The sequence below is a fragment of the Nocardiopsis protaetiae genome, from assembly GCF_045446735.1.
In the GTDB taxonomy this organism is placed as follows: Bacteria; Actinomycetota; Actinomycetes; order Streptosporangiales; family Streptosporangiaceae; genus Nocardiopsis; species Nocardiopsis protaetiae.
On sequence record NZ_JBJJBV010000006.1, the window covers coordinates 1 to 25,797 of the forward strand.

Genomic DNA, 25,797 nt, shown 5'->3' on the forward strand with positions numbered 1-25,797 from the left:
CGTGGCCGACCGGTCGGCCCCCGGCCGATCCCTTCCTCTTGCGGTTGGCCGCCTGGTCGGCCTTTTCCGGGATCACCGCTTTGATGCCGCGCCTGCGCAGGTAGGCGCGGTTGGCGCGGGAGGAGTAGGCCTTGTCCCCGGCCGCCGCCCCGGGCCGGGTCCGGGGGCGGCCCACCGGGCCGCGGACCCTGATCTTGTCCATCACCGGGATGAAGCGGGGGCTGTCCGCGGCCTGGCCGGGGGTGAGCACGATCGACAGCGGGCGGCAGCGCCTGTCGGCCGCGAGGTGGATCTTGCTGGTCAGCCCGCCCCGGGACCGGCCCAGGTCGGCGGCCTTGCACCGTGCTCTGCGGCGGCGCCGCAGCGCACGGCGCCGTGCTCGCTCGGTCCCGGCCGTCTCCTGGGCGGTGGGGTCTATGACGTCGTGTCGTTCTGTTCTCGGATCCCCTTTTCCTCGGCCAGGGCCTTGTCGAGGTCGTCCAGTAGGTCGGGGTCCACGTGCATGCCCGCGGCGTGGTGGTGGGCGCGGGTGATGGTGGAGTCCACGCCGACCAGGTCCAGGTCGACGTCGCCGCGGGCGGCGGCGTGGGCGGTCATCTCGTCCATGAGGTGTTGGAACAGGCCGGTGGAGGCCCATAGGCGGAACCGGTCGTAGATGGTGGACCAGGAGCCGTAGCGTTCGGGAACGTCGCGCCAGGGTGCGCCGGTGCGGAACCGCCACATGATGGCGTTGAAGTAGCTGCGCAGGTCGGGGATGGGTCCGCGGGTGCCCAGGGGCAGGTGCGGTCCGATCAGGTCCCATTCGTCGTCGGTGAGGTCGCCGCGTGCCATGGGTCTGGTTTACCGGTTCGGGCCCTCGCCCGGGGGGCGAGTGCCCGAACCGTGATCAAAACCCAGAACAGGCCCTAGTGGCAGTTGCCGCCGCAGGCGCACGAGCCGCCGTTCTGGCAGCCGCAGCCACAGCCCGAACCGCAACCGCAGGCGCTCGGGGGAGTGGTCAAGGGGTGGGTCATGTTCCCTCCTCGGATCGGTCCGAAGTCCGGTCCACCGCGCCCGGGCGGCGCGGTTCCCGACAGATGACGTGCCCGGGGCCGGGCTTTTCCAATCCGAGACGGGGTCCTTGACGAATCCTGACCGACACGCCCGCGGGCCGCGGGGGCCGACCCCACCGGCCTGAGGGGGTCGGACTCAGGCGAAGAAACCCGCGGAACGGCTCGGTCGACGCGTCATTCGGTAGAGCCAAACCTGGCCGATGAGCATGACCGGAATTGCGGGGGCCAGCACCGACCAGACCAGCACCGCGGTCGTGTCCGGAACGGGGGACACCGGCAGGTCGCCCGCCACCGCCACCAGCACGCCCGGCACGGCGATCGCCACCGCAGAGGTGTGCCGCGACAGCATCGGGCCGGACAGGCCCGCGGTCGCCGCCAGGGCGGCCGCCAGCACCACGGCCGGCACCAGCGCCGCAGCGCCCACCCCGGCGCCCGACAGCGGGACGGCCGCCCCGGTGACCAGGGTCCCGGCCAGGGCGGCCAGGGCGAGCCGGCGGGTGTCCCGGGCGGCCACGTCCGCGCTCTCGGCGTCGGCCTCGCCGACCAGCCGCTCGGCCCCGAAGGCCGCGCCCCGCAGCGCGAACAGCAGCGCCACGGTCAGCGCGCACGCGACCGTGAACAGGGAGACCCCCGGCTCCCCGGCGATCAGCGACGCCAGGATCCAGCCCCAGGACAGGGCCAGCGCCCAGCTGCCCGCGACGACGGCGCCGTCCCACAGCGCCGCCCACCCCGCGCCCGGCACCCGCGAGCGCAGCCACAGGCCCGCGTCGCGCACCAGCAGCCCGGCCGCCAGCACCACCAGCACCGGCCACAGCCGCGCCACCACGTGGTGCTCCACCGACGGGAACAGCCCGGCCAGCACCCCCACCAGGGACACCAGCCACACCTCCGTGGCCAGGAAGTAGGGGGCGATCGCGGCCACCACCCGGCGCCGCTGGGCGGGGCCGCGCGCCACGCGCGGCATCAGCATGCCCAGCCCCACGTCGGCCCCGGCCAGCACCAGGTAGCCGACGACGAACAGGGCGAGCAGAAGAGAGGACAGGGAGGTCAGGACGTCCGACATGGCACGGCTCCGTTCAGAACGTGGGGACGGGGGCGGAGGACTCCGCGGGATCGGGGTCGTCATCACGGCGTTCGGCCAGCGGGCCGCCCCCGGGGCCCCGCCGGGCGAACCGCACCAGCAGCCACCAGGTCGTGCCGCCCAGCAGCGCGAACGCCAGAGTGAACAGTCCGAAGGAGACCGCCGCGGCCGCCGGCGACATCGGCGTCACCGCGTCGGCGGTGGTCAGGTGGTGCACGACCGCCCACGGCTGGCGGTTGGTCTCCCGGAACACCCACCCGCCGATGCTCGCCAGGTAGGGCGGGAAGGGCACGGCGGCCAGCGGGTACAGCGCCCACCGCAGCGGCCGTGCGCCCCTGGCGAGCCAGGCCACCACGCAGCCCAGCAGCAGGACCGGGCCCAGCAGGAACATCAGGGTCCACATGACCACCATGAAGATCTCCGCGGCCCCGCCCACGGACTTGGCGATCCCGCCCGCGGCCGCCTCGACGGCCTCGATCTCCGCCGCGGTGTAGGTCTGGCCGCTGGTCGGCGGGTCCTGGCCGAACAGCTGGAACTGCACCCCGCCGAACCCCGCCACCGGGATCGGCAGGACGCACATGACGATCGCCCCGTAGGCCATGCCGCGCGAGAACATCCGCTGCGGGTCGTTCCCCCGCCGCAGGTGGTAGGCGCTGGTCGCGATGATCACCGCCGCGCCCACCAGCAGGGCGCCGGTCACGATGTGCCCGAACGCCATCGTCGCCGCCGGGTTGGCCATCAGCGCCACCGGGTCGGTCAGGTGCGCGACCCCGTCCACCATCTCGAAGCCCACCGGGTTGCGCAGGAACCCGTTGGACACCAGCACCCACCAGGCCGACATGTACGCCGTCGCGGTCACCACCGCGAAGCACCCCAGGTGCGCCCAGCGGCCCATCCGGTCCCACCCGAAGATCCACAGCCCCAGGAACGTGGACTCGATGAAGAACGCCGTCATCGTCTCCAGGGCCAGCGGCGCCCCGAAGGAGTAGCCGTACATCTCCTGGAGGCCGCTCCAGTTGAGCGCCAGCTGGAGCTCCATGACCAGCCCGGACAGCACGCCCATGCCGTAGTTGACCAGGTACAGCCCGCCCCAGAAGCGGACCGCGGACATCCGCGCCCGGTCGCCGGACAGGGTCGCCCGCAGCTGGGCGACGAGGATGTAGGGGGCCAGGCCCAGGGTCAGGGCCACGAACATGAAGTGCGTCGCCGCCGTGAACGCGAACTGCAACCGCGCCAGGAGGAGGGGATCGTCGAACATCGCAGGGCCTCGTGATCGTCGTCGGGAATCACGAGAAGCATCCGGCGAAGGTCCGGCGCCCGGCATCGTCCACCGGAGGGCTTTCGCCCGTCTCCCCCCGCGGTAGCCGGCCCCCGGGCCCTACTCCCCGAGGGCTACGGGGAACCCCTAGGGGGCGCGGTCCCCGGTCCAGCCCGGGGTCACCAGCGCCGACTCGTAGGCGAGCACCACCAGCTGCGCCCGGTCGCGCACGCCCAGCTTGACCATGGCGCGGCTGACGTGCGTCTTGGCGGTGGCGGGGCTGAGCACCAGCTCTCCGGCGATCTCCTCGTTGGACAGGCCCCGGCCCACCAGCGCCACGACCTCCCGCTCCCGGTCGGTGAGGCCGTTCAGCAGCGGCGCGGGCTCGGGGTTCGCGCGCGGACGGCTGGTGTAGTCGGAGATCAGCCGCCGGGTGATCCCGGGCGACAGCAGCGCCTCGCCCCCGTGCACCACCCGCACGGCCTGGAGCAGGTCGCGCGGCTCGGTGTCCTTGACCAGGAACCCGCTCACCCCCGACCGCAGCGCCTCGAAGATGTACTCGTCCAGGTCGAACGTGGTCAGGATGACGATCCGGGTCGCGGCCAGGGCGGGCTCGGCGATGATGCGCGCGGCCGCGGCCAGGCCGTCCACCCCGGGCATGCGGATGTCCATGAGGACCACGTCGGGGCGTTCGGCGCGGGCCAGCCGCACCGCCTCCTCGCCGTCGGCGGCCTCGGCCACCACCTGGATGTCGTCCGCGCTGTCCAGCAGGGCGCGGAAACCGGCCCGCACCAGCGCCTGGTCGTCGGCCAGCAGTACGCGGATCAACGTTCACCCCGTTCGTTCGCCGGAACCCGTGATTCGTCCGAACCCGCGATCGGCAGCCGGGCCCGCACCCGGAATCCTCCACCCTCCCGCGGGCCCGCGTCCACCGTGCCGCCGACCAGGGCGGCCCGCTCGCGCATACCGGTGATCCCGTTGCCCGCGGCGGGCACGCCCAGCGTGCCCCGCCCGTCGTCGGCCACCTCCACGACCACCGCGTCGGGGAGGTAGTCGACCAGCACCGTCGCCCGGTCCGCCTCCGCGTGGCGCACCACGTTGGTCAGCGCCTCCTGCACGGTGCGGTAGGCGGCGGAGTCGGTGCCCACCGGCAGCCGCACGGGGGTGCCGGTGACCTTGACCTCCACCGCGATCCCGGCACCGCGGGCGGCCTCGGCCACCTCGTCGATCCGGTCGACCCCGGCGACGGGGGAGCGCGGGGCACCCTCGTCCGCCGCCCGCAGCACACCGAGGATGGCGCGCAGCTCCACCAGGGTGTCCTTGCTGGTCTGCTTGATGGTCGCCAGCGCCTGGGAGGCCCGCTCCGGCTCGTTCTCCATCAGGTACAGGGCGGTGCCGGCCTGCACGTTGATGAGCGAGATGTTGTGCGCGACCGTGTCGTGGACGTCGCGCGCCAGCCGCAGCCGCTCCTCGGAGGCCCGCCGCAGCAGCTCCTCCTCCCGGGTGCGGTCGGCCTCGGCCCGCCGCTCCCGGTCCGCCTTCTGGTACTCGCTCCGCCAGCGCATCACCTCGCCCGCGCACAGCAGGACCAGCACCCAGCCGATGATGCCGAGCGCCTCGGCCCGGAACGCGCCGCTGAACACCAGCTCGTATCCGTTGAGCGCGGCGAACTGCACCGCTCCCAGCGTCCACCCGAACGTGCGGTACCCCCACCGGACCAGGGTGTAGAGCATCACGGCGGTACAGGCCATGACCACGCCGTCGGGGAACCCCAGCGGGTAGTAGACCGTCGCGGCGGTCACCGAGACCAGCGCCACCGGCTGCGGGAACGCGGTGCGCCACAGCAGCGGCAGCGCGGCGGCCGCGATGACCGCGTACCCCCACGGCCACGGGTCGGTGACGTCGGGCCGCGGATCCACCAGCTGGATCGTGAGCGTGCTCCCCGCCGACAGGACGAACAGGCTCAGGGCGATCCATACATCGGTGCGCGTGGGGCGCGGTAGTGCTGTCACACCCTCGACGGTACGGCGGGCGCGCAAGGGTTTCCGTCCCCCCTCGGGAGGCGATCGCGCCCCGCGCCTACTCCCCGGGGAGTAGGCGGGCGCCCGACGCCGGGGCCCGACCGGTCAGAAGACGTCGTCGGGCGGGGCGGGGGAGTCGACCGCGTCGGCGTCGCGCACCGGGGCGCGGCCGGACACGAACCGGTCCAGCTCCCCGCCGGAGAGCAGCCGGGCCATCTCCGGGTCGCGGTGCGCGCGCCGGGACAGCTCGTCCTCCGGCAGCGGCCCGTGGGAGGCGGTCAGCACCAGGTTGCCGAACCGGCGCCCGCGCAGCACGCCCGGCTCCGCCGACAGCGCCACGTGCGGCAGCACCTCCCGGACGGTCGCGACCTGGCCGCGGGTGTGCGCCAGCGCGCCGCCGTCGCCCACGTTCACCGCCAGCAGCCCGCCGGGGCGCAGCACCCGGGCGGCCTCGGCGTAGAACTCCACCGACGTCAGGCGGGCCGGGGTACGCGCCCCCGCGAAGACGTCGGACACGATGAGGTCGGCGCTCGCGTCGTGCCGGGCCGAGATCCACTCCCGGGCGTCGCCGATGCCCACCCGCAGCTGCGCCCGCCGGTCCCACGGCAGCCGCCGCCGCACCAGGTCCACCAGCGGGGCGTCCACGTCCACCGCCCGCTGCCGCGAGCCCGGGCGGGTGTGCGCGATGTAGCGGGCCAGGGTGAGCGCGCCGGCGCCCAGGTGCAGGGCGTCGACCGGCTCCCGGGCCGGGGCGACCAGGTCGGCGGCGTGCGCGATCCGCCGCACGTACGAGAAGTCCAGGTGCTCGGGGTCCGACAGGTCCACGTGGGACTGCGGGGTGCCGCCCACCACCAGGAACCACGATTCGGAACGGTCGGCGTCGGCCAGCAGCTCCATGCCCGGCGCCCCGATGACCTCGTCGTCGTCCCGTGTCCCGCGTCCGCCCATGTCCCCGTCCCGTCGTTCCGATGCGGCACCCAGCGTAGTCGTCCACAGGTCGGGGAATCGCCGCGCGCCGCGCCCTCCGGTGGCGCTAGCCTGGGGTTCCCCTGTTCTTTCGAGTTGTTCCGATACCCGCGCCCCGTCGGGGCGCGTTCACCGAGGAGTGGCCGTGCTACTGCGGATGTCGACCCTGTTCCTGCGCACCCTGCGTGAGGACCCGGCGGACGCCGAGGTGCCGAGCCACAAGCTGCTGGTCCGCGGCGGCTATGTGCGCCGCGCCGCCCCCGGCGTCTACTCCTGGCTGCCCCTGGGCAAGATCGTCCTGGAGAACGTCGCCCGCGTGGTGCGCGAGGAGATGGACGCTATGGGCGGCCAGGAGCTGCTGCTGCCCGCGCTGCTGCCCAAGGAGTACTACGAGGCGACCGGCCGCTGGGAGGAGTACGGCGACACCCTGTTCCGCCTCCGGGACCGCAAGGGCGCCGACTACCTGCTCGGCCCCACCCACGAGGAGGTCTTCACCCTCCTGGTCAAGGGCGAGTACTCCTCCTACAAGGACTTCCCGGTCATCCTGTACCAGATCCAGGAGAAGTTCCGCGACGAGGCCCGGCCCCGGGCGGGCGTGCTGCGCGGCCGCGAGTTCCACATGAAGGACTCCTACTCCTTCGACATCGACGATGCGGGGCTCCAGGAGTCCTACGACAAGCACCGCGCCGCCTACATCCGGATCTTCGACCGGCTGGGCCTGGAGTACGTCATCGTCAAGGCCACCTCCGGTGCCATGGGCGGCTCGGCCTCCGAGGAGTTCCTCGCGGTCGCGCCCACCGGCGAGGACACCTTCGTGCGCAGCACGGGGTCGGACTACGCGGCCAACGTCGAGGCGGTCACCATCCCGGCCCCCGCCGCGCTGCCGGTCGAGGGGCTGCCCGAGGCGAAGGTCCACCACACCCCGGACACCGCCACCATCCGCACCCTCGTCGACCTGCTCAACGAGCTGGACCTGGGCCGCGACTTCACCGAGGCCGACACCCTCAAGAACGTCCTGGTCAAGACCCGTGTGCCGGGTTCGGACGAGTGGGAGCTGCTGGCCGTCGGCCTGCCCGGCGACCGCGAGGTGGACTTCAAGCGCCTGGAGGCCGCCCTGGAGCCCGCCGAGGTGGCGCTGCTGGACGAGGCGGACTTCACCGCCAACCCGTTCCTGGCCAAGGGCTACATCGGTCCCCGCGCGCTGCTCGACAACAAGGTCCGCTACCTGGTCGACCCGCGCGTGGTCACCGGCACCGCCTGGGTGACCGGCGCCGACCGGGCCGACCACCACGTCATCGACCTGGTGGCCGGGCGCGACTTCACCCCGGACGGCGTCATCGACGTCGCCGAGGTCCGCGACGGCGACCCCTCCCCGGACGGGCGGGGCACCCTGTACACCGCGCGCGGCATCGAGATCGGCCACATCTTCCAGCTGGGCCGCAAGTACGCCGACGCCTTCCAGGTCGACGCCCTGGGCCCGGACGGCAAGCCCAAGCGCATCACCATGGGCTCCTACGGCATCGGCGTCTCCCGGGTGGTGGCCTCGGTCGTCGAGCAGTCCCACGACGACAAGGGCATCGTCTGGCCGCGCGAGATCGCCCCGGCCGACGTGCACGTCATCGGCACCGGCAAGGGCGACCAGATCGAGGAGGCGCTGCGCGTCGCCGGCGAGCTGGAGGCCCGCGGGCTGCGCGTGCTGGTGGACGACCGCAAGGGCGTCTCGCCGGGCGTGAAGTTCACCGACGCCGAGCTGCTGGGCGTGCCCACCGCCGTCATCATCGGCCGCGGCCTGGCCGACGGTGTGGTGGAGCTGCGCGACCGCGCCACCGGCGAGCGCGAGGAGGTCGCCCTGGACGCGATCGTCGAGCGCACCGTGGCCGCCTGCCGCGGCTGACCCCGCGACGACGGCCCCGCCCGGAGGAGATCGAATCCTCCGGGCGGGGCCGTTCGCGCGTTGTTCCTGTTCGGGATCCGCCCCTAGGCTCCCTCGAACCCTGGCAGCGCGCCGGGCTCCCCGCCGCGTTCCACCACCCGCACCGCCGCCTCCTGGAGGCCGCGGGCGCCGGCGGTGCGCAGGTCGGTGCCGCGGGCGGCCGACAGCCACGCGTAGGCGCGGGCCGCCGCCTCCTCCAGCCCCAGCAGGAAGGCGTCCAGGGAGGCGTTGTCGCGCTCCCCGGGCAGGGGGTACGTCGCCAGCGCGGGCGTCGGCTCCACCCCCGCGGCCACCGACAGCGCGTGCAGTTCGTCACGCTGCGCCTTGTGCACCAGCGCCGCCTCCTTGGCCCGGGTGCGGTAGTCGAGGTCGTCCCCGGCCCCGCCCGCGAACTCGTACCCGTACACCGCCGCGTGCTCGGCCGCCAGGGCCAGGGCCAGCGCCTCGGGGCCGTCGTCGACCGCCTCGACGGACAGGTCCGCGTCACTCACCGGCCATCGCCACCTTCCACCGCTCCGTCCATCGCCCGGCCGGTCACGCGCGCGCCAGCAGGTGGGCGTGCACGGCCTCGCAGGCACCGATACCGCTGATCAGCTGCGCCAGGCCGGGATCGGACACCGCCGCCGCCTGGTCGATCCGGGCCGCCGCGGCCGAGGCCTCCAGCACCCGCAGCCCCTCGGCGTCGGGCGCGGTGCCCGGGGCCGGGTCCGTCGGCCGCTCCGAGGGGTCCGCGGCCTCCCGCGCCCCCGGCGCCGCCACCGAGCCCTCGGGCAGCGCCGCCGTCAGCGCGTCCACGTGCTCCAGGTGGTGGGCGCGCAACCGCTCCAGCAGGTCGGCCGGGGCGGACCCGGTCTCGATCGCCGCGGCGTAGCGGGCCGTGACCAGCTCCTTCTCCCACAGCAGCGAACGGACCACGTGCTCGTCGGGGGTCACGTCGGCCGGGTACCAGTCGGCCCCGCCGCACCCGCTCAGCCCGGCGGTACCGGCGACCGCCGCGCCCGCCACCACCGCGCCCAGGACCGTACGGCGGCTGACCCCGACCTCGCCCACGCGCTCTCCCTCCGTGCCCCGGACCCCGCCCCGTGCCGCCCTCGGCACCGGACGCACCCGGCTCCCGCTCTCGTACTCCCATCTTTCCACGCCCGGCGCCGGGACCGCTCCCCGTCCACACCCCTTGCGGGGCAGGGCCTGCGGGCCCGCCGGGGCACACGGCGACGCGCCCCCGCCACGGACGGCGACCTGGAAAGGGTCCGGGTGTGGATACCCTTGCACCACGACCGCCGTCGTACGCGACGCGCGGCCGGTTCGCGTCCCCATCGGGGAACGGACCCACCAGTCGAAGACTTACGTACAGAGCTGGACCGCCCCGTACACCGGCCCGACGGCCGCGCGGGCGGGATTCTCGCCTTGAAGGGGCACACCACATGGGAGCGCAGGCGCGCGAAGAGCGCATCGCCGAGCTGCTGGAACCCGTCCTGGCCGCGGCCGGGCTGGACCTGGAGGCCGTCGAGCTGACACCGGCGGGCAAGCGCCGGGTCCTGCGCGTGGTCGTGGACTCCGAGAACGGGGTGGACCTGGACACCGTCGGTGAGGTCAGCCAGGAGGTCGACACGACCCTGGAGTCCTCCGACGTCATGGGCGAACTGCCCTACGTCCTGGAGGTCACCTCCCCCGGGGTGGACCGCCCGCTGACCCTGCCCAGGCACTGGCGCCGCTCGCGCGGGCGCCTGGTGCAGGCCGCCCTCACCGAGGGCGGCGAGGTCACCGGCCGGGTCACCGGGGCCGACGACGAGGGCGTCACCCTGGACGTCGAGGGTCGTCCCCGCACCTACACCTACGCCGAGATCGGCAAGGGCAGGGTGCAGGTGGAATTCCGCCGTGCCGCCGACACCGACGCGGCGGACTAGAGGGGGAGCCCCGTGGACATTGACATGAGCGTTCTGCGCAGCCTGGAACGCGAGAAGGACATCTCCGTCGAGCTGGTCGCCCGGGCGATCGAGGACGCGCTGCTGATCGCGTACCACCGCGAAGAGGGCCCCGACAAGAAGGCCAGGGTCGAGCTCGACCGCTCCACCGGGCACGTCATCGTGTGGGTGGCCGAACTGGATGAGGAGGGCGAGGTCGTCGGCGAGTCCGACGGCACCCCCACCAACTTCGGCCGCATCGCGACCTCCACCGCCAAGCAGGTCATCCTCCAGCGTCTGCGCGACGCCGAGGACGAGCTGACCCTGGGCGAGTTCGCCGGGCGCGAGCACGACATCGTCTCGGGCATCATCCAGCAGGGCAAGGACCCCCGCAACGTCCAGGTCGACCTGGGCCGGATCGAGGCGGTGCTGCCCCCGCAGGAGCAGGTGCCCACCGAGACCTACACCCACGGCGAGCGCCTGCGCGCCTACGTGGTGCAGGTCCGCAAGGGCCACCGCGGCCCCTCGGTGACCCTGTCGCGCACCCACCCCAACCTGGTGCGCAAGCTCTTCGAGCTGGAGGTCCCCGAGATCGCCGACGGCACCGTGGAGATCGCCGCGATCGCCCGTGAGGCCGGCCACCGCACCAAGATGGCGGTCCGCTCCAACCGGGGCGGCGTCAACGCCAAGGGCGCCTGCATCGGCCCGCTGGGCAGCCGCGTGCGCAACGTCATGGCGGAGCTGCACGGGGAGAAGATCGACATCGTCGACTACTCCGACGACCCCGCGGCGTTCGTCGCCAACGCGTTGTCCCCGGCGCGGGTCAATTCCGTGGAAATCCTCGACATGGCCGCCCGGGTGGCCCGGGTGATCGTCCCCGACTACCAGCAGTCGCTGGCGATCGGCAAGGAGGGCCAGAACGCCCGCCTGGCCGCCCGTCTGACCGGTTGGCGCATCGACATCCGCTCCGACGCGGAGACCCCGCAGGACCGCGAAGAGGCCGAGGGCGGGAACGGTGCGGGCGGTCGCGACGCCGCGACGGACGGTTAATCGGGTCGCGGCCATGGCTCGACGCGATATGGTTGCGGGAGACGGTCCCGACCGTCCCACGCGCACGTGTGTGGGGTGCCGGTCGCGGGCAGTCCAATCCGACCTCGTTCGGATGGTGGCCGAGGGCACGGCCGTCATCCCCGACGTTCGAGGTCGACGTCCGGGGCGCGGTGCCTACCTGCACGACGATCGGCGCTGCTTCGAAGCGGCCGAGCGCAGGCGGGTGTGGTCACGCGCCTTTCGGAGGGGACCGGGCGGCGACGGGTGGGACGTTTCACGTGTGGAGGCGCTGATCGGCGTCACCCCGCACGACCCACCGGCGAGTCCGTCCCGATAGGGTTGGAATGTCCGGGCCGGCCTCCGGGTTGTAGTGACCGAGGTCGGCGCGCAGTGCTGTGCGCTGCGCGTGTTGTGTACGGCCCATTGTTGTGTAGCGATGAGGAAGCAGGTCGAGATTGCGATGAGCGCCTGATGAGTACGCAGCGATGAGTACGAGCTAACAACGGTCCGGCACGAGCCCATGTCCCGGACCGAAGCTGAAGGAGAGTAGTGGCGAAGGTCCGGGTGTACGAACTCGCCAAGGAGTTCGGAGTAGAGAGCAAGGCCGTCCTGGCCAAGCTCAACGAGATGGGCGAATTCGTCCGTTCGGCGTCCTCGACGATAGAGGCCCCCGTCGTGCGACGCCTGCAGGAAGCTTTCAACAACGGAAGTGACGGCGGCAAGAAGGGCGGGGCCCCCAAGCCCGGCCCGCGCGCCGAGTCCGCGGCCCCCAAGCCGGGGCCCGCGCCCAAGCCGGGTCCCAAGCCGGGTCCGGCTCCCAAGCCTGCCCCGCAGGCGCCCGCCGCCCAGGCTCCGGCGTCGCAGGCGCCGCAGGCTCCGGCCGCCCCGAGCCCGGCCGCGCAGACCCCGTCCTTCCAGGGCGAGCCCGCGCGTCCGGCCGGTCCCAAGCCGGGCCCCAAGGCCCCGCGCGGCGAGTCCGGCCAGCGTCCCGGCGGTGCTCCGCGCCCCGGTCAGCAGGGCCGTCCCGAAGGCGGCGCCCCGCGCGGCGACCGTCCCGAGCGCGGTGAGCGCGGCGAGCGTCCGCAGCGCGGCGACCGTCCCGAGCGCGGCGACCGCGGTCCGCGTCCCGAGGGCCGCAACCCCCGTCCGGGCCCGCGCCCGGCCGGTCCGCGTCCCGGTAACAACCCGTTCCAGACCAACGCCTCGGGCATGGGTGCCAAGCCGGCCCCGCGTCCGGGCGGCGGCGCTCCGCGTCCGGGTGGCCCCGCCGGCCAGGGCGGTCCCCGCCCCGGTCCGCGTCCGGGCCCGCAGGGCGAGCAGCGCGCTCCCCGTCCCGGTGGCGGCGCTCCGCGTCCCGGCGGCCCCGGCCAGGGCGGTCCCCGTCCCGGCCCGCGCCCCGGTCCGCAGGGCGACCGCGCCCCGCGTCCGGGCGGTGCCGCCGGCGTTCCGCGCCCCGGTGGCGCGGCCGGCGCTCCCCGTCCCGGCGGCGGCGCCCCGCGTCCGGGCGGTCCGCGCCCCAGCCCGATGAACATGCCCTCGTCCCGTCCGGCCCCGGCCGGCGGCGGCGGTCGCGGCGGTGCCGGTGCCGGTCGTCCCGGCCCCGGTGGCCGTGGTCGCGGCGGCGCCCCCGCGGGTGCCGGCGGTCCGCGTCCGGGCGGTGGCGGCGGTGCCGGTGCCGGTCGTCCCGGTGGCGGCGGCGGCTTCGGCGGTCGTCCCGGTGGCGGCGGCCGTGGTCGCGGCGGCGGTACGGCCGGTGCGTTCGGTCGTCCGGGCGGTCGTCCCGGGCGTGCCCGCAAGTCCAAGAAGCAGCGGCGCCAGGAGTTCAACGACCTCCAGGCCCCGTCCTTCGGCGGCGTCAAGATCCCGAGCGGCAACAACCAGGTCATCCGCCTGTCCCGCGGTGCCTCGCTGTCCGACTTCGGCGACAAGATCGAGGTCAACCCGGCGTCGCTGGTCCAGGTGATGATGCACCTGGGCGAGATGGTCACCGCGACCCAGTCCCTCCCGGACGAGACCCTGATGCTGCTGGGCGAGGAGCTCAAGTACCGCATCGAGGTCGTCAGCCCCGAGGACGAGGACCGCGAGCTGCTGGAGTCCTACTCCATCGAGTTCGGCGAGGACGACGGCACGGAAGAGGACCTGCGTCCCCGCCCGCCCGTGGTCACCGTCATGGGTCACGTCGACCACGGTAAGACCCGACTGCTGGACACCATCCGCAAGACCAACGTCGTCAGCGGCGAGGCCGGCGGTATCACCCAGCACATCGGTGCCTACCAGGTCTCCACCGAGGTGGACGGCGAAGAGCGCAAGATCACCTTCATCGACACCCCCGGTCACGAGGCGTTCACCGCCATGCGTGCCCGCGGTGCGAAGGTCACCGACATCGCGGTCCTGGTGGTCGCGGCCGACGACGGCGTCAAGCCGCAGACGGCCGAGGCCATCGACCACGCCAAGGCGGCCGAGGTGCCGATCGTGGTGGCGGTCAACAAGATCGACGTCGAGGGCGCCGACCCGCAGCGGGTCCGCGCGCAGCTCACCGAGTACGGCCTGGTGGCCGAGGAGTACGGCGGCGACGTCCAGTTCGTGGACATCTCCGCGCTCCGCGGCACCAACATCGACTCCCTGCTGGAGTCGATCGTGCTGACGTCCGACGCGGCCCTGGACCTCCAGGCCAACCCGGACATGGACGCGCAGGGTCTGGCCATCGAGGCCTACCTGGACCGCGGCCGCGGCTCCACGGCCACGGTGCTGGTCCAGCGCGGCACGCTCAACGTCGGTGACTCGATCGTCTGCGGCGACGCCTACGGTCGCGTTCGCGCCATGCTCGACGAGCACGGCAACAACGTGCAGAGCGCCGAGCCGTCCCGTCCGGTGCAGGTGCTGGGTCTGACCAACGTTCCCAGCGCCGGCGACAGCTTCCTGGTCGTCAAGGACGACCGGGTCGCCCGCCAGATCGCCCAGCAGCGCGAGGCGCGCGAGCGCTTCGCCCAGCAGGCGCGTTCGGCCCGCCGGGTCACCCTCGACAACTGGCAGAAGACCCTGGAGGAGGGGGAGCGCTCCGAGCTGCTCCTGCTCATCAAGGGCGACATGTCCGGTTCGGTCGAGGCCCTGGAGGAGTCGCTGCTCAAGATCGACGCCGGTGGCGACGAGGTGAGCATCCGGGTCATCGGGCGCGGTGTCGGTGCGATCACGCAGAACGACATCAACCTGGCGGCCTCCGCCGACGCCATCATCATCGGCTTCAACGTTCGGCCCGAGGGCAAGAACAGCGAGCTCGCCGACCGCATGGGCGTCGACATCCGCTACTACTCGGTCATCTACCAGGCCATCGACGAGGTCGAAGCCGCCGTCAAGGGTCTCCTCAAGCCCATCTACGAGGAGGTCAAGCTCGGTTCGGCCGAGATCCGCGAGGTCTTCAAGGTGCCCCGGATCGGCAACATCGCCGGTTCGATCGTCCGAGACGGCATCATCCGCCGCAACGCCAAGGCGCGGCTCATCCGCGACGGCGTCGTCATCTCCGAGAACCTCACGGTGGACTCGCTCCGCCGGTTCAAGGACGACGCGACCGAGGTCCGCGAGGGCTTCGAGTGCGGTATCGGTGTCGGCTACAACGACATCCGCATCGAGGACGTCATCGAGACGTACGAGATGCAGGAGAAGCCCCGCGACTAGTCGTCGCGAGGCCTGATCCACCGGGGCCCCGGACACGAGCTGTCCGGGGCCCCGCCTTTGACGGTTCACAACACCACAGGTGATCACTTGTACGTTGGGGCGCTGACCCTGGACGTCCTTCTCGGTGACGTCCACTCGCTCAAACAGAAGCGTTCGCTGGTGCGGCCGGTCATCGCCGAGCTGCGCCGCAAGTTCTCGGTGTCGGTCTCCGAGGTGGGAGAACACGACCTGTACCGTCGCGCCAAGATCGGTGTGGCGGTCGTCGCCCCCACCGCGGCCCACGCCCGGGACCAGATGGACACCTGCGAACACTTCGTCGCGGGACGTCCCGAACTGGAGCTGCTGTCCGCCAGGCAGCGGCTCTTCAACGAAGAGGAAGACTGACGATGGTCGACGCAGCACGCGCGCGCAAGATCGCCGACCGCATCCAGCGCATCGTCGCCGAGATGCTGGACCGGCGGATCAAGGACCCGCGCCTGGGATTCGTCACCGTGACCGACGCGCGTATCACCGCGGACCTGCGGGACGCCACGGTGTACTACACGGTGTTCGGCAGCGCCGAGGACCGGGCCGCCTCCGCCGCCGCGCTGGAGAGCGCCAAGGGGCTCATCCGCAGCGAGGTCGGCAAGCAGACCGGGATCCGCCACACGCCGAGCCTGACCTTCGTGATCGACGAGGTGCAGGAGAACGCCCAGCACATCGAAGAGCTGCTGGTCAAGGCGCGGCAGTCGGACGCCGAGGTCGCCGAGCGGGCCACCGGCGCCAGCCCGGCGGGCGAGGCCGACCCGTACAAGGCGCCGCGCGAGATCGAGGACGACGAGGACGAGGACTAGCCCTCCCGTCCGGCTGTACCGAACGAGAAGGGCGGCGACGGTGTGCGCCGCCCTTTCCCCTTTCCCGCCCCCTTCTTCCCGAGGAGACCGATGGCCGAGAGCGGCGTCGTGGTGATCGACAAACCCGCCGACTGGACCTCGCACGACGTGGTCGCCAAGACCCGCGGGCTGGCCCGGACGCGCCGGGTCGGGCACGCGGGCACCCTGGACCCGATGGCCACCGGGGTGCTGGTGCTGGGGATCGAGAAGGGCACCAAACTCCTGGGGCACCTCACCCTGACGGAGAAGGCGTACGACGCCACCCTCCGGCTGGGGCTCACCACCAACACCGACGACGCCGAGGGCGAGCCGGGGGAGCGGGTGGACGCCTCCGGGGTGTCCGACGAGGACGTCCACGCGGCGGTGCGGGCGCTCACCGGGGAGATCATGCAGGTTCCGCCGCAGGTCAGCGCGATCAAGGTGGACGGCAAGCGGGCCTACAAGTCGGCGCGGGAGGGCAAAGAGGTCGAGCTGAAGGCGCGGCCGGTCACCGTCGCCGCGTTCGAGGTCACCGACATCCGCCGGGTCGCCGACGGGACGGGGACGTTCGTGGACGTGGACGCCTCCATCGTCTGCTCCAGCGGCACCTACATCCGGTCGCTGGCCCGCGACATCGGCACGGCCCTGGGCACCGGCGGCCACCTGACGGCGCTGCGCCGCACCCGGGTGGGCCCCTACGACCTGGCGCAGGCGCGCACCCTGGACCAGCTGGCGAAGGAGTTCACGCAGGTCCCGCTCGCCGAGGCGGTCGCCGCGGCCTTCCCCTCGCGCGCCCTCACCGAGGAGGAGACCCGGCGGGTGCGGCACGGCAACCGGATCGACCCCACCGACCAGGGGCGCGGGCCCATCGGGCTGTTCGACCCCGAGGGCCGGGTGATCGCCCTGGCGGAGAACCGCCGCGACCACATGAAGCCCCTGGTGGTCTTCGAACCCGCCTAGCCCGTGCCTCTTTGAACCCCCGCTTCGCCCGCCCGTCGCCCTCCGCCACCCTCAACGGACGGCCTACGGCCGACAGTCTTGTTCTTTTTCGTGCTCGGCGCCCTTAGAAGGCGGGAATGGGTTCGAGGGAACGCAGCGGCCCTACGTCGACATCCTTGTTCCTCGGATGTCTCCTTCAGGGCCTCCAGAACCCCGCCGGCGCCTCGCTCAGGAACCCCGCCAGGGCGGCGGTGAGCTCGGCGGGGCGCTCCACCGACGGCAGGTGCCCGGTGTCGGGCAGCTCCAGCAGCCGGGCGCCGGGGACCCCGGCGGTGTACAGGTCGGCGACCTCCTGGATCTCGCGCACGTCGGACAGGCCCTTGACGACCAGGGTGGGGACGGCGACCTCGGCCAGCCGCCCGTTGGCGGGCGGGTCGATCCACCGCGGCGTGTTGGCGGGGGAGGACCACATCCGGGCGAACAGCTCGCGCAGCATCAGCAGGCTCAGGTCCCAGGCCTCCGGCGCGAGGTCCTCGGGGGCGCGGCCGGGGCCCGCCACCATGAACCGGGCCTGTGCCTGGGCCATCGCGGCCACGTCCGCGGGGTCGGGCTCGGCGTTCCCGGCCCGGTACCGGGCCAGGTTCTCGGCCGGGACGGCGGTGCCCACGGCGGCGGCCGCGGCGTCCGCGAACGACGGCGGCCACCGGTGCCCGGACATCCCGGGGCAGACCAGCGCCAGCGCCCCGACCCGGTCGGGCGCGGCCAGCGCGGCGTCCACGGCGTGCGCGCCGCCGTACGACGCGCCCACCAGAGTGGCCCGGTCGATGTCCAGGGCGTCCATGAGGTCGAGCAGGTCCCGGTGGTGCTCCACCGGTCCCTCGTGGTCGGCGGACCCGCCGACCCCGCGCCGGTCGTAGCGCACCACCCGGTGGTCGGCGGCCAGCGCCGCGAACTGGTGGTCCCACATGCGCCGGTCGGCCGCCCCCGCGTGCAGCAGCACCACGGCCGGCCCGTCGCCGGCCTCGTCATAGGCGAGTCGGGTCGAACCCGTGTCGATCATCGGCATCCGGGCACGCTAACGACCCGCACCCTCCGTTGTCGACCCCCTTCTCCCCACGGCGGACCCCGGCCCTCACGCGCCGCGCAGTCCGGCGTCCTGGAGCTCCTGCCGCACGGCCTGCCGGAGCAGCAGCGCCAGGTGCTCCTCCTGCGCGGACCCCCGCTCGGCGGCGATCCGCTCGGTCAGGTCGAGCTGCCGTTCGATCCACCGCCGCATGAGCGCCGTGGGCTTGACGCCTTCCTGGCGGGCGGCCTCCCTGACCCGGTCCATGGTGGCCTTGGGCAGCCGGATCGAGGACACGATCATGACGTCGTCGCGGGCGACCGGCGGATGTTCGGTGGCCTCGCCCAGTTCGTCGGCCACGTCGTGGGTGTCGTAGTGATCGGCCAGTTCTTCCAGTCTCTTGTCGTCCATTCTCAGCCGCGCTTTCGTTCGAATCGTCGGCGCTCCGCCCGGGTCATGTCCCGGGCGGTCACGATGTACCAGGAACAGTGCTCGTCGGTCGCCTCGACCATGATGACGGTCAGGTGCCGTCCGGCGTGAGTTCTGCCGAGGAGGATCGTGCATCCCTCCCGCCCGGGGGAAGGTGAGGTAAGGGGCCTCGGCGGTCTCCTCCACCTCGTAGGGCTTGACGTCGTGGCGGGCGATGTGCGCTTCGCTGCGCTCGGTCCAGTGGATCCACAGTTTCACACCGAGTAACGTAGTACATCGTAATACTTTGCGTGACGGTTGTCGAGGGTGGCGTGGGGCGGGCCACAGGGGGTTCGTGTCGGCGGGTGGGCCGGGGACGTGGCAGGCTTGGGGCGGGAGGGCCGAAGGGCCCTCCGGCAGGCCCGTGACGAAGGGGAGTCGGACGTGCGGCGATGGGACGGGCCGGAGGGTGTTCCCTCCGGATGGGGGCGGTCCGTGGTGGCCGTCGGTGTCTTCGACGGCGTGCACCGGGGACACCAGGCCCTCCTGGCGACCGCGGTCGAACGGGGCCGGGAGCTGGACCTGCCGGTGGTCGTGGTGACCTTCGACCCGCACCCCGAGGCGGTGCTGCGCGGGGTGACCCCGCCGGTGCTCACGCCGGTGGAGCGGCGGATCGGGCTGCTCGGCGAGCACGGGGCGGACGCCGTGTGCGTCATGCCGTTCACCAAGGACCTGTCGGCGCGCACCCCCGAGGAGTTCGTGCGCGCCCTGCTGGTCGACCGGCTGCACGCCGCGGCCGTGGTGGTCGGCGAGGACTTCCGGTTCGGGCACCGCGCGGCCGGCGACGTGGCCGAGCTGGCCAGGCTGGGCGGCGAGTCCGGGTTCACGGTGGACGGGGTCGCCCTGGTCGCCGACGGGGAGGCCATCACCTCCACCCGGGTGCGCGGCCTGCTGGTCGACGGGGACGTCGCCGCGGCCGCCGAGCTGCTGGGCCGCCCGCACCGGGTCGAGGGCGAGATCGTGCACGGCGCGGCGCGCGGGCGCGAGCTGCTGGGCTTCCCCACCGCCAACATGGACCTGCCGCCGCACACAGCGGTCCCGGGCGACGGCGTGTACGCGGGCTGGCTGAACCGGGCCGAGCCGGTCCCGGGCGGTGAGTCGCGCTGGCCCGCGGCGATCTCGGTGGGCACCAACCCCACGTTCGACGGCGCCGAGCGGACCGTGGAGTCCTACGCCCTGGACCGCGACGACCTGGAGCTGTACGGGGTGCGGATGACCGTGGACTTCACCGCGCGCATCCGCGGCCAGGAGCGGTTCGACAGCATCGACGACCTCATCGTCGCCATGCACCGCGACGTCGAGCGCTGCCGGGTGGTCCTGGGCCTCTCCTGAACCCGGGGAGACCGCCCCCACCCTGCGTGCACGCCCGAGCGCTTCGTGTTTGCGGTAGGGTGGAGTCGTCCACGTGTGCCCCGCACGAGGTCACGGTTCCGTGGCCCGAGGGGGAGCGCGATGTCCTCCCGCCGTCGGCGGGAGCCGCGCGGCACACCCGACGGTGACTGTTCGTACGCGTGGTCACCGCGTCTGACCCCGGCCCCTTCCGGACCGGGTTCGCCCTGCGTACCGCATCATTGAGAAAAGGAACGACGTGTCGATCGACGCCGCCACCAAAGAGAAGATCATCGCCGAGTACGCCACCGGCGAGGGTGACACCGGCTCCCCCGAGGTCCAGGTCGCGCTGCTGACGCACCGCATCACCGAGCTCACCGAGCACCTCAAGGACCACAAGCACGACCACCACAGCCGTCGCGGCCTGCTCCTGATGGTCGGCCGTCGCCGCCGTCTCCTCAAGTACATCGCCAAGCAGGACATCACCCGCTACCGCGCGCTGATCGAGCGCCTGGGCCTGCGCCGCTAGGACGCCGGAGGGAGCGGCTTCGGCCGCTCCCTCTTTCTTAGTAGGGTGTACGTGTCGGCGGTCACCGTCGCACCCGCACCTCAACTGAACAGAGACCACCCGCGCCCACACTCCCTCGGCCGCAGAGTCGAGGCCGGTCCTCGGTAGTGGCCTCCGGAAGGTCCCCTGGTGGGACCCCGTGGGCTTCGATCGATGACCGGCCGTCATCAACTCCGGGGCACGGACGCGGGGAACGAACACACGCGCCGGACCGACGGTCCGGCGCATTCCAACGCGAACACGTGTAGTAGGAGGTCGCCCATGGAGGGCGTTTACTCTGCCGAAGCCGTCATCGACAACGGCAAGTTCGGCACCCGTACCATCCGCTTCGAGACCGGTCGCCTGGCCCGCCAGGCCGCCGGTTCGGCGACGGTGTACCTGGACGACGAGACCGTCGTGCTGTCCGCCACCACCGCCTCGAAGCGTCCCAAGGACAACCTCGACTTCTTCCCGCTGACGGTGGACGTCGAGGAGCGCATGTACGCGGCCGGCCGCATCCCCGGCTCGTTCTTCCGGCGCGAGGGCCGTCCCTCCGAGGACGCCATCCTCACCTGCCGCCTGATCGACCGGCCGCTGCGCCCGTCGTTCAAGAAGGGCCTGCGCAACGAGATCCAGATCGTCGAGACGATCCTGGCCCTGCACCCGGACCACCTGTACGACGTCGTGGCCATCAACGCCGCCTCGATGTCCACCCAGATCGCCGGGCTGCCCTTCTCCGGTCCTCTCGGCGGCGTGCGCGTCGCCCTGATCGACGGCCAGTGGGTCGGCTTCCCGACGCACTCGGAGCTGGAGAACGCCACCTTCGACATGGTGGTCGCCGGTCGCGTCCTGGAGGACGGCGACGTCGCGATCATGATGGTCGAGGCCGAGTCCACGGTGAACACCATCAAGCTGGTCGCCGAGGGCGCCGTCGGCCCCAACGAGCAGACGGTGGCCGAGGGCCTGGAGGCCGCCAAGCCCTTCATCAAGGTCCTGGTCCGCGCCCAGCAGGCCGTCGCGGAGCAGACCAGCCGCGAGGAGGGCGAGTTCCCGATCTTCCTCGACTACGAGGACGACGCGTACGCCGCCGTCGAGGCCGCCGTGCGCGAGGAGCTGGCCAAGGCGCTGACCATCGCGGACAAGCAGGACCGCGAGGCCGAGCTGGACAAGGTCAAGGCCTCCGCCGCCGAGAAGGTCGCCGAGGCCTTCGAGGGGCGCGAGAAGGAGATCTCCGCCGCCTTCCGCTCGCTCACCAAGAACCTGATGCGCGAGCGCGTCCTGCGCGACAAGGTCCGCATCGACGGCCGCGGCCCCAAGGACATCCGTCCGCTGTCCGCCGACGTCGGCGTGCTGCCGCGGGTGCACGGCTCGGCGCTCTTCGAGCGCGGTGAGACCCAGATCCTGGGCGTCACCACCCTGAACATGCTGCGTATGGAGCAGATGGTCGACACTCTCAACCCCGAGAAGACCAAGCGCTACATGCACAACTACAACTTCCCGCCCTACTCCACCGGTGAGACCGGCCGGGTGGGCTCGCCCAAGCGGCGCGAGATCGGGCACGGCGCCCTCGCCGAGCGCGCCCTGATCCCGGTCCTGCCCTCGCGCGAGGAGTTCCCGTACGCCATCCGCCAGGTCTCCGAGGCGCTGGGCTCCAACGGCTCCACCTCGATGGGCTCGGTCTGCGCGTCCACCATGGCCCTGCTGTCGGCCGGCGTGCCGCTCAAGGAGATGGTGTCCGGCATCGCCATGGGCCTGATCAGTGAGGGCGACGAGTTCGTCACCCTCACCGACATCCTCGGCGCCGAGGACGCGTTCGGCGACATGGACTTCAAGGTCGCCGGCACCCGTGAGCTCATCACGGCCCTACAGCTCGACACCAAGCTCGACGGCATCCCCGCCGAGCAGCTGGCGCTCGCGCTCCAGCAGGCCCGCGGCGCCCGCCTGGCGATCCTCGACGTCATGCAGGAGGCCATCGAGCGTCCGGCCGAGATGAGCCCGAACGCTCCGCGCATCCTGACCGTCAAGGTCCCCGTCGACAAGATCGGCGAGGTCATCGGCCCCAAGGGCAAGATGATCAACTCGATCCAGGACGAGACCGGCGCCGAGATCACGATCGAGGACGACGGCACCATCTACATCGGTGCCACCGACGGCCCCTCGGCCGAGGCCGCCCGCGACACGATCAACCAGATCGCCAACCCGACGATGCCCGAGGTCGGCGACCGCTACCTGGGCACCGTCGTCAAGACCACGACGTTCGGCGCGTTCGTGTCGCTGCTGCCCGGCAAGGACGGCCTGCTGCACATCTCGCAGATCCGCAAGCTGCACGGCGGCAAGCGGATCGAGAACCTCGACGACGTGATCAGCATCGGTGAGAAGATCCAGGTCGAGATCCGCGAGATCGACGACCGCGGCAAGCTGTCCCTGGTGCCGGTCGAGGTCGTCGAGGCGGAGTCCGCCCCGGCGGCCCCGGCCGCTCCGGCCGCCGTCGAGGACGGCGACGCCCCGGCCGAGGCCGAGGAGAAGGACGGCGACAACGGCGAGGGCGCCCCGCGCCGGCGTCGCCGCCGTTCGAGCAGCCGCTCCGAGAACACCTGATCCGTTCTGAACACGTGAGGGGGCGGTCGCACCGTGGGTGCGGCCGCCCCCACCGCGTATCCTCGGGCGGTAAGTCCCACGCACACGACGCGAAGAAGAAGGATTCATGAGCTCTGTCCCCATCGCCGCCGAGCAGGAGCCGGGCACGACCGTGACGCTGCTGGACGCGGACGGCGGATCCGGCCTGGTGCGCCGGACCGTGCTGCCCGGCGGCCTGCGCGTGGTCACCGAGCACATCCCGGGCGGGCGCTCGGCCGCGTTCGGGATCTCGGCGACCACCGGCTCGCGCGACGAGGACGCCGCGCACGCCGGTTCGGCGCACTTCCTGGAGCACCTGCTGTTCAAGGGGACCCGGACCCGGTCGGCGCTGGAGATCTCCGCGCTGCTGGACGGGGTGGGCGCCGACCACAACGCCTACACCACCAAGGAGCACACCTGCTACTACGCCAAGGTGCTCGACCGCGACCTGCCGCTGGCCATCGACGTGGTCGGTGACATGGTCGCGAACTCGGTGCTGGACGAGGGCGAGGTGGAGACCGAGCGCGGCGTGATCCTGGAGGAGATCGCCATGTACGAGGACGAGCCCGCCGACCTGGTGGACGACGTCTACGCGGCGCACTTCTTCGGGGACACCCCGCTGGGTCGGCCGATCCTGGGCACCATCGACACCATCAAGGCGCTGCCGCGGGAGCGGATCGCCGAGCAGTACCGGGACGCCTACGTCCCCTCGGAGCTGATCGTCACGGCGGCCGGGAGCCTGGACCACGACCAGGTGGTGGAGCAGGTGCGGGAGATGTTCGCCGAGCGGCTGGCCGCGGCGGGCGACGCCCGCCCGGCGGGTCCGCGCATCGGCGGCGGCCCGGTCCCCACGTTCGGGGGCCAGGTGGTGCAGCCGCGCGACACCGAGCAGGCGCACATCATCCTGGGGTCGGAGGGCATCATGCGCACCGACCCGCGCTGGCACGCGCTGCGGCTGCTCAGCGCCGCCCTGGGCGGGGGCATGTCCTCGCGCCTGTTCCAGGAGGTGCGCGAGAAGCGCGGCCTGGCCTACGCGGTGCACGCCTACCACACGGGCTACGCCGACACCGGCGCGTTCCAGATCTACGCGGGCTGCCTGCCGGAGAAGGCCGACGAGGTCATCGGGGTGTGCCGGGACGAGCTGGCCAAGGTGGCGGCGTCGGGCATCACCGAGGAGGAGCTGCGCCGGGCCAAGGGGCAGATCCAGGGTTCGCTGGTGCTGGGCAGCGAGGGCACCAACGCCCGGATGGGCCGCCTGCTGGGGCACGAGCTGAACCACCCGCGCCACTTCTCCATCGACGAGGACCTGGCCCGGTTCGACCAGGTGACCATGGGGCAGGTCGCCGAGGTGGCCGCCGAGCTGCTGTCGCGCCCGCGGGCGCTGGCGGTCATCGGCCCCTACGAGGAGGGTCGCACGTTCTGACCTCCTGAACGGCCGCCGGGCCCGCACTCCGCGTCGAGCGGGGTGCGGGCCCGTGGCGTGTCAGCCCAGCAGGCCCCGGCGCAGGTCGGCGCGGGCGCGGGCGACCCGGGACCGGACGGTGCCGATGGGGACGCCCAGGGTGCGGGCGGCCTCCTCGTAGCTCAGCCCGGCGACACGGGTGAGCAGGAACGCCCGGCGGCGGTCGGCGGGCAGGGCGTCCACGAGCGAACGCAGGGCCAGCTGCTCGTCGAACCGCCCGGGGGCGGGGCCCTCGGCGGCGGCCGACCCGGTGCACCGGGGGCGGGCGGCGTCGTGCCGGTAGCGGTCGGCGACGGTGTTGCGGGCGATGGCCAGCAGCCAGGCCCGCACCGGACAGCGGCCGCCGAACCCGGGCAGGGCGCGCAGCACGCGCAGGTAGGTCTCCTGGACGAGTTCCTCGACCCGGTCGGCGGGGACCCGCCGGGCGATGTGGCGGCGGACGTCGTCGCGGGTGAGCCGGACGAGGTCGTCCAGCGCCGGACGCGAGCCCGCGCGGGCCTCGCGGGCCAGCCGGTCGAGGTCGGCGGGGGCGGTGGCGGTGGACACGGGGATGACGGGGGTGGCGGAAGCGGACACGGTGATGCCCTCCTGGTTCCGGGCGCACGCCGGTGGACCCCGGGCGTGCGGGGACGATGTGGGAACACGGGCGCGCCGGTGGGGCCGCCGGGCCGCGGACGGCCGGGCGGCGGTGGTCACCGGGTGCGGGAGGAGGGCGGCGGGGCCCGCAGGGCCAGGCTGTGCCGCAGGTAGGGGGCGGCGGGGACGGGGACCGGCCGCTCCACCGGGCGGGGGAGCGGCGGCGCCGCGGGCACCCGGACGACCACGGGCCGCAGCAGCGGGAAGCAGGCGGCGGCGCGCGAACGCAGGTAGGAGAAGAGCGCGGCCTCGCCCTGGCGCAGCCACCAGGCGCAGAGCGCGGCGGCCGCCAGGTGGGCGGCGAGCATCCCGGCCCCGCCCTCGGCGGGGGAGAACGCGCTGCCGTGCCCGTGCCCGGCGGCGGTGGCGGAGAACAGCAGGTGCAGGGCGAGCTGGCCCCACAGCATCCAGCCGGTGATGGTGCCCCAGCGGCGTTCGCGGCCGGTGAGGGCCCAGGCCGAGCCCAGGGCGACGAGCGCGCCGAGCAGCAGCCCGGCCGGCGGCACCCCGGCCCCCGGGCCGGAGGCCGCGAGGTGCCCGCCCACGGACACGGCGACGCACACCGAGGCGGACGCCCCGGCGCGGATCGCGCGCAGGGGCGCCGGCTCGGACATGCCCTCATCGTCGCACCCGCGGACCGGCCCCGCCCACCGGGTCGGCGTTCGGGCACCGGTGACCGTCCTGGGCGCCCGCGAGGGAGGCCGCACGCCGGGCGGGCGCCCCGCCCGGTGTGACCGCCCCGGGTACCCCGAGGGGAGCGCCCCGGCCCGGCCGTCCCCGATGTCCCCGAGGGGAGCGCCCCCCGGGGCGCCCGCCCGGCCCGGCCGTCCCCGGTACCCCGCGTGGGACCGCCCACCGGTCGGGGTGCCCCTCCGGCCCGGCCGTCCCCGGTACCCCGCGTGGGACCGCCCACCGGCCGGGGCGTCCCTCCGGCCCGGCCGTCCCCGAT

At 73.2% G+C, this 25,797-nt stretch carries 25 protein-coding genes; 12 read left to right on the forward strand and 13 right to left on the reverse strand.

All coding sequences use genetic code 11. From position 1 onward, the window contains the following. From ACJOT3_RS01635 to ACJOT3_RS01665, 7 genes are all read right to left on the reverse strand, one after another. The coding region (locus ACJOT3_RS01635) for a transposase (protein ID WP_406968069.1) at nt 1-418 on the reverse strand (418 nt) is incomplete at its 3' end. Beyond that, a complete protein-coding gene (locus ACJOT3_RS01640) occupies nt 415-831 on the reverse strand; it encodes a transposase (protein ID WP_406967963.1) in 417 nt (138 codons plus the stop codon). The genes ACJOT3_RS01635 and ACJOT3_RS01640, both read right to left, overlap by 4 nt. A gap of 357 nt (nt 832-1,188) precedes the next feature. Next, on the reverse strand, nt 1,189-2,115 hold the full coding sequence (locus tag ACJOT3_RS01645; RefSeq protein WP_406967965.1) for a cytochrome d ubiquinol oxidase subunit II: 927 nt from the start codon (nt 2,113-2,115) through the stop codon (nt 1,189-1,191). Nucleotides 2,116-2,128: 13 nt separating this feature from the next. Continuing rightward, on the reverse strand, nt 2,129-3,391 hold the full coding sequence (locus tag ACJOT3_RS01650; protein WP_406967967.1) for a cytochrome ubiquinol oxidase subunit I: 1,263 nt from the start codon (nt 3,389-3,391) through the stop codon (nt 2,129-2,131). 147 nt (nt 3,392-3,538) lie between these two features. Further along, a complete protein-coding gene (locus tag ACJOT3_RS01655) occupies nt 3,539-4,219 on the reverse strand; it encodes a response regulator (protein ID WP_406967969.1) in 681 nt (226 codons plus the stop codon). Then, complete coding sequence (locus ACJOT3_RS01660; protein ID WP_406967971.1) at nt 4,216-5,403, reverse strand: sensor histidine kinase; 1,188 nt, start codon at nt 5,401-5,403, stop codon at nt 4,216-4,218. The genes ACJOT3_RS01655 and ACJOT3_RS01660 overlap by 4 nt, the downstream gene beginning before the upstream one ends. A 114-nt stretch (nt 5,404-5,517) precedes the next feature. Next, a complete protein-coding gene (locus ACJOT3_RS01665; protein ID WP_406967973.1) occupies nt 5,518-6,360 on the reverse strand; it encodes a spermidine synthase in 843 nt (280 codons plus the stop codon). A gap of 175 nt (nt 6,361-6,535) precedes the next feature. Here ACJOT3_RS01665 and ACJOT3_RS01670 point away from each other — a divergent pair, with 175 nt between their 5' ends. Then, nucleotides 6,536-8,272 (forward strand): proline--tRNA ligase, encoded by a 1,737-nt coding sequence (locus ACJOT3_RS01670; RefSeq protein ID WP_406968071.1) that lies wholly within the window; start codon nt 6,536-6,538, stop codon nt 8,270-8,272. An 83-nt stretch (nt 8,273-8,355) separates the two neighbouring features. On the opposite strand, the gene ACJOT3_RS01675 is transcribed toward ACJOT3_RS01670, so the two are convergent. After that, nucleotides 8,356-8,802, reverse strand: a complete 447-nt coding sequence (locus tag ACJOT3_RS01675; RefSeq protein ID WP_406967975.1) for a DUF4439 domain-containing protein — start codon at nt 8,800-8,802, stop codon at nt 8,356-8,358. Nucleotides 8,803-8,845: 43 nt separating this feature from the next. Further along, the gene (locus ACJOT3_RS01680; protein WP_406967977.1) at nt 8,846-9,361 is read right to left on the reverse strand and encodes a ferritin-like domain-containing protein; all 516 of its coding nucleotides are present in this window, start codon (nt 9,359-9,361) and stop codon (nt 8,846-8,848) included. A gap of 374 nt (nt 9,362-9,735) precedes the next feature. Between ACJOT3_RS01680 and rimP the strand changes: the two genes are divergently transcribed. The 7 genes from rimP to truB all read left to right on the forward strand — a co-directional run bounded on the left by rimP (nt 9,736) and on the right by truB (nt 16,748). Continuing rightward, complete coding sequence (gene rimP / locus ACJOT3_RS01685; protein WP_406967979.1) at nt 9,736-10,218, forward strand: ribosome maturation factor RimP; 483 nt, start codon at nt 9,736-9,738, stop codon at nt 10,216-10,218. 24 nt (nt 10,219-10,242) lie between these two features. Continuing rightward, the gene (gene nusA / locus ACJOT3_RS01690; RefSeq protein WP_406967981.1) at nt 10,243-11,265 is read left to right on the forward strand and encodes a transcription termination factor NusA; all 1,023 of its coding nucleotides are present in this window, start codon (nt 10,243-10,245) and stop codon (nt 11,263-11,265) included. Nucleotides 11,266-11,293: 28 nt separating this feature from the next. Further along, nucleotides 11,294-11,602, forward strand: coding sequence for a YlxR family protein (locus ACJOT3_RS01695; protein ID WP_406968073.1), 309 nt, complete (start codon nt 11,294-11,296; stop codon nt 11,600-11,602). Nucleotides 11,603-11,814: 212 nt separating this feature from the next. Beyond that, the gene (infB, locus tag ACJOT3_RS01700) at nt 11,815-14,937 is read left to right on the forward strand and encodes a translation initiation factor IF-2 (protein ID WP_406967983.1); all 3,123 of its coding nucleotides are present in this window, start codon (nt 11,815-11,817) and stop codon (nt 14,935-14,937) included. An 87-nt stretch (nt 14,938-15,024) separates the two neighbouring features. Further along, complete coding sequence (locus tag ACJOT3_RS01705; RefSeq protein ID WP_406967985.1) at nt 15,025-15,321, forward strand: DUF503 domain-containing protein; 297 nt, start codon at nt 15,025-15,027, stop codon at nt 15,319-15,321. Nucleotides 15,322-15,323: 2 nt separating this feature from the next. Then, complete coding sequence (gene rbfA / locus ACJOT3_RS01710; protein ID WP_406967987.1) at nt 15,324-15,770, forward strand: 30S ribosome-binding factor RbfA; 447 nt, start codon at nt 15,324-15,326, stop codon at nt 15,768-15,770. A 90-nt stretch (nt 15,771-15,860) separates the two neighbouring features. Continuing rightward, nucleotides 15,861-16,748, forward strand: coding sequence for a tRNA pseudouridine(55) synthase TruB (gene truB, locus ACJOT3_RS01715; RefSeq protein WP_406967989.1), 888 nt, complete (start codon nt 15,861-15,863; stop codon nt 16,746-16,748). 175 nt (nt 16,749-16,923) lie between these two features. Here the strand turns inward: truB and ACJOT3_RS01720 are convergent, their stop codons facing one another. Then, on the reverse strand, nt 16,924-17,793 hold the full coding sequence (locus ACJOT3_RS01720; RefSeq protein ID WP_406967991.1) for an alpha/beta fold hydrolase: 870 nt from the start codon (nt 17,791-17,793) through the stop codon (nt 16,924-16,926). 66 nt (nt 17,794-17,859) lie between these two features. Next, a complete protein-coding gene (locus ACJOT3_RS01725; protein WP_406967993.1) occupies nt 17,860-18,201 on the reverse strand; it encodes a hypothetical protein in 342 nt (113 codons plus the stop codon). 441 nt (nt 18,202-18,642) lie between these two features. Here ACJOT3_RS01725 and ACJOT3_RS01730 point away from each other — a divergent pair, with 441 nt between their 5' ends. The 4 genes from ACJOT3_RS01730 to ACJOT3_RS01745 all read left to right on the forward strand — a co-directional run bounded on the left by ACJOT3_RS01730 (nt 18,643) and on the right by ACJOT3_RS01745 (nt 24,173). Then, nucleotides 18,643-19,590 carry a bifunctional riboflavin kinase/FAD synthetase gene (locus ACJOT3_RS01730; protein WP_406967995.1) on the forward strand — a complete coding sequence of 316 codons (948 nt, stop codon included), beginning with the start codon at nt 18,643-18,645 and terminating at the stop codon, nt 19,588-19,590. Nucleotides 19,591-19,846: 256 nt separating this feature from the next. Continuing rightward, nucleotides 19,847-20,116 (forward strand): 30S ribosomal protein S15, encoded by a 270-nt coding sequence (gene rpsO / locus ACJOT3_RS01735; RefSeq protein WP_406967997.1) that lies wholly within the window; start codon nt 19,847-19,849, stop codon nt 20,114-20,116. A gap of 300 nt (nt 20,117-20,416) precedes the next feature. After that, complete coding sequence (locus ACJOT3_RS01740) at nt 20,417-22,732, forward strand: polyribonucleotide nucleotidyltransferase (protein WP_406967999.1); 2,316 nt, start codon at nt 20,417-20,419, stop codon at nt 22,730-22,732. A gap of 106 nt (nt 22,733-22,838) precedes the next feature. After that, on the forward strand, nt 22,839-24,173 hold the full coding sequence (locus ACJOT3_RS01745) for a M16 family metallopeptidase (RefSeq protein WP_406968001.1): 1,335 nt from the start codon (nt 22,839-22,841) through the stop codon (nt 24,171-24,173). Between the two features lie 60 nt (nt 24,174-24,233). On the opposite strand, the gene ACJOT3_RS01750 is transcribed toward ACJOT3_RS01745, so the two are convergent. Beyond that, a complete protein-coding gene (locus ACJOT3_RS01750) occupies nt 24,234-24,788 on the reverse strand; it encodes a sigma-70 family RNA polymerase sigma factor (RefSeq protein ID WP_406968003.1) in 555 nt (184 codons plus the stop codon). 116 nt (nt 24,789-24,904) lie between these two features. After that, the gene (locus ACJOT3_RS01755) at nt 24,905-25,462 is read right to left on the reverse strand and encodes a hypothetical protein (RefSeq protein ID WP_406968005.1); all 558 of its coding nucleotides are present in this window, start codon (nt 25,460-25,462) and stop codon (nt 24,905-24,907) included. Nucleotides 25,463-25,797: the final 335 nt, after the last annotated feature.

Coding starts and splice junctions, on each gene's coding strand:
- ACJOT3_RS01640 (WP_406967963.1), bottom strand. CDS start 831: ATGGCACGCGGCGACCTCACCGACGACGAATGGGACCTGATCGGACCG.
- ACJOT3_RS01645 (WP_406967965.1), bottom strand. CDS start 2,115: ATGTCGGACGTCCTGACCTCCCTGTCCTCTCTTCTGCTCGCCCTGTTC.
- ACJOT3_RS01650 (WP_406967967.1), bottom strand. CDS start 3,391: ATGTTCGACGATCCCCTCCTCCTGGCGCGGTTGCAGTTCGCGTTCACG.
- ACJOT3_RS01665 (WP_406967973.1), bottom strand. CDS start 6,360: ATGGGCGGACGCGGGACACGGGACGACGACGAGGTCATCGGGGCGCCG.
- ACJOT3_RS01670 (WP_406968071.1), top strand. CDS start 6,536: ATGTCGACCCTGTTCCTGCGCACCCTGCGTGAGGACCCGGCGGACGCC.
- rimP (WP_406967979.1), top strand. CDS start 9,736: ATGGGAGCGCAGGCGCGCGAAGAGCGCATCGCCGAGCTGCTGGAACCC.
- nusA (WP_406967981.1), top strand. CDS start 10,243: ATGAGCGTTCTGCGCAGCCTGGAACGCGAGAAGGACATCTCCGTCGAG.
- ACJOT3_RS01695 (WP_406968073.1), top strand. CDS start 11,294: ATGGTTGCGGGAGACGGTCCCGACCGTCCCACGCGCACGTGTGTGGGG.
- rbfA (WP_406967987.1), top strand. CDS start 15,324: ATGGTCGACGCAGCACGCGCGCGCAAGATCGCCGACCGCATCCAGCGC.
- truB (WP_406967989.1), top strand. CDS start 15,861: ATGGCCGAGAGCGGCGTCGTGGTGATCGACAAACCCGCCGACTGGACC.
- ACJOT3_RS01720 (WP_406967991.1), bottom strand. CDS start 17,793: ATGCCGATGATCGACACGGGTTCGACCCGACTCGCCTATGACGAGGCC.
- ACJOT3_RS01725 (WP_406967993.1), bottom strand. CDS start 18,201: ATGGACGACAAGAGACTGGAAGAACTGGCCGATCACTACGACACCCAC.
- ACJOT3_RS01740 (WP_406967999.1), top strand. CDS start 20,417: ATGGAGGGCGTTTACTCTGCCGAAGCCGTCATCGACAACGGCAAGTTC.
- ACJOT3_RS01745 (WP_406968001.1), top strand. CDS start 22,839: ATGAGCTCTGTCCCCATCGCCGCCGAGCAGGAGCCGGGCACGACCGTG.
- ACJOT3_RS01755 (WP_406968005.1), bottom strand. CDS start 25,462: ATGTCCGAGCCGGCGCCCCTGCGCGCGATCCGCGCCGGGGCGTCCGCC.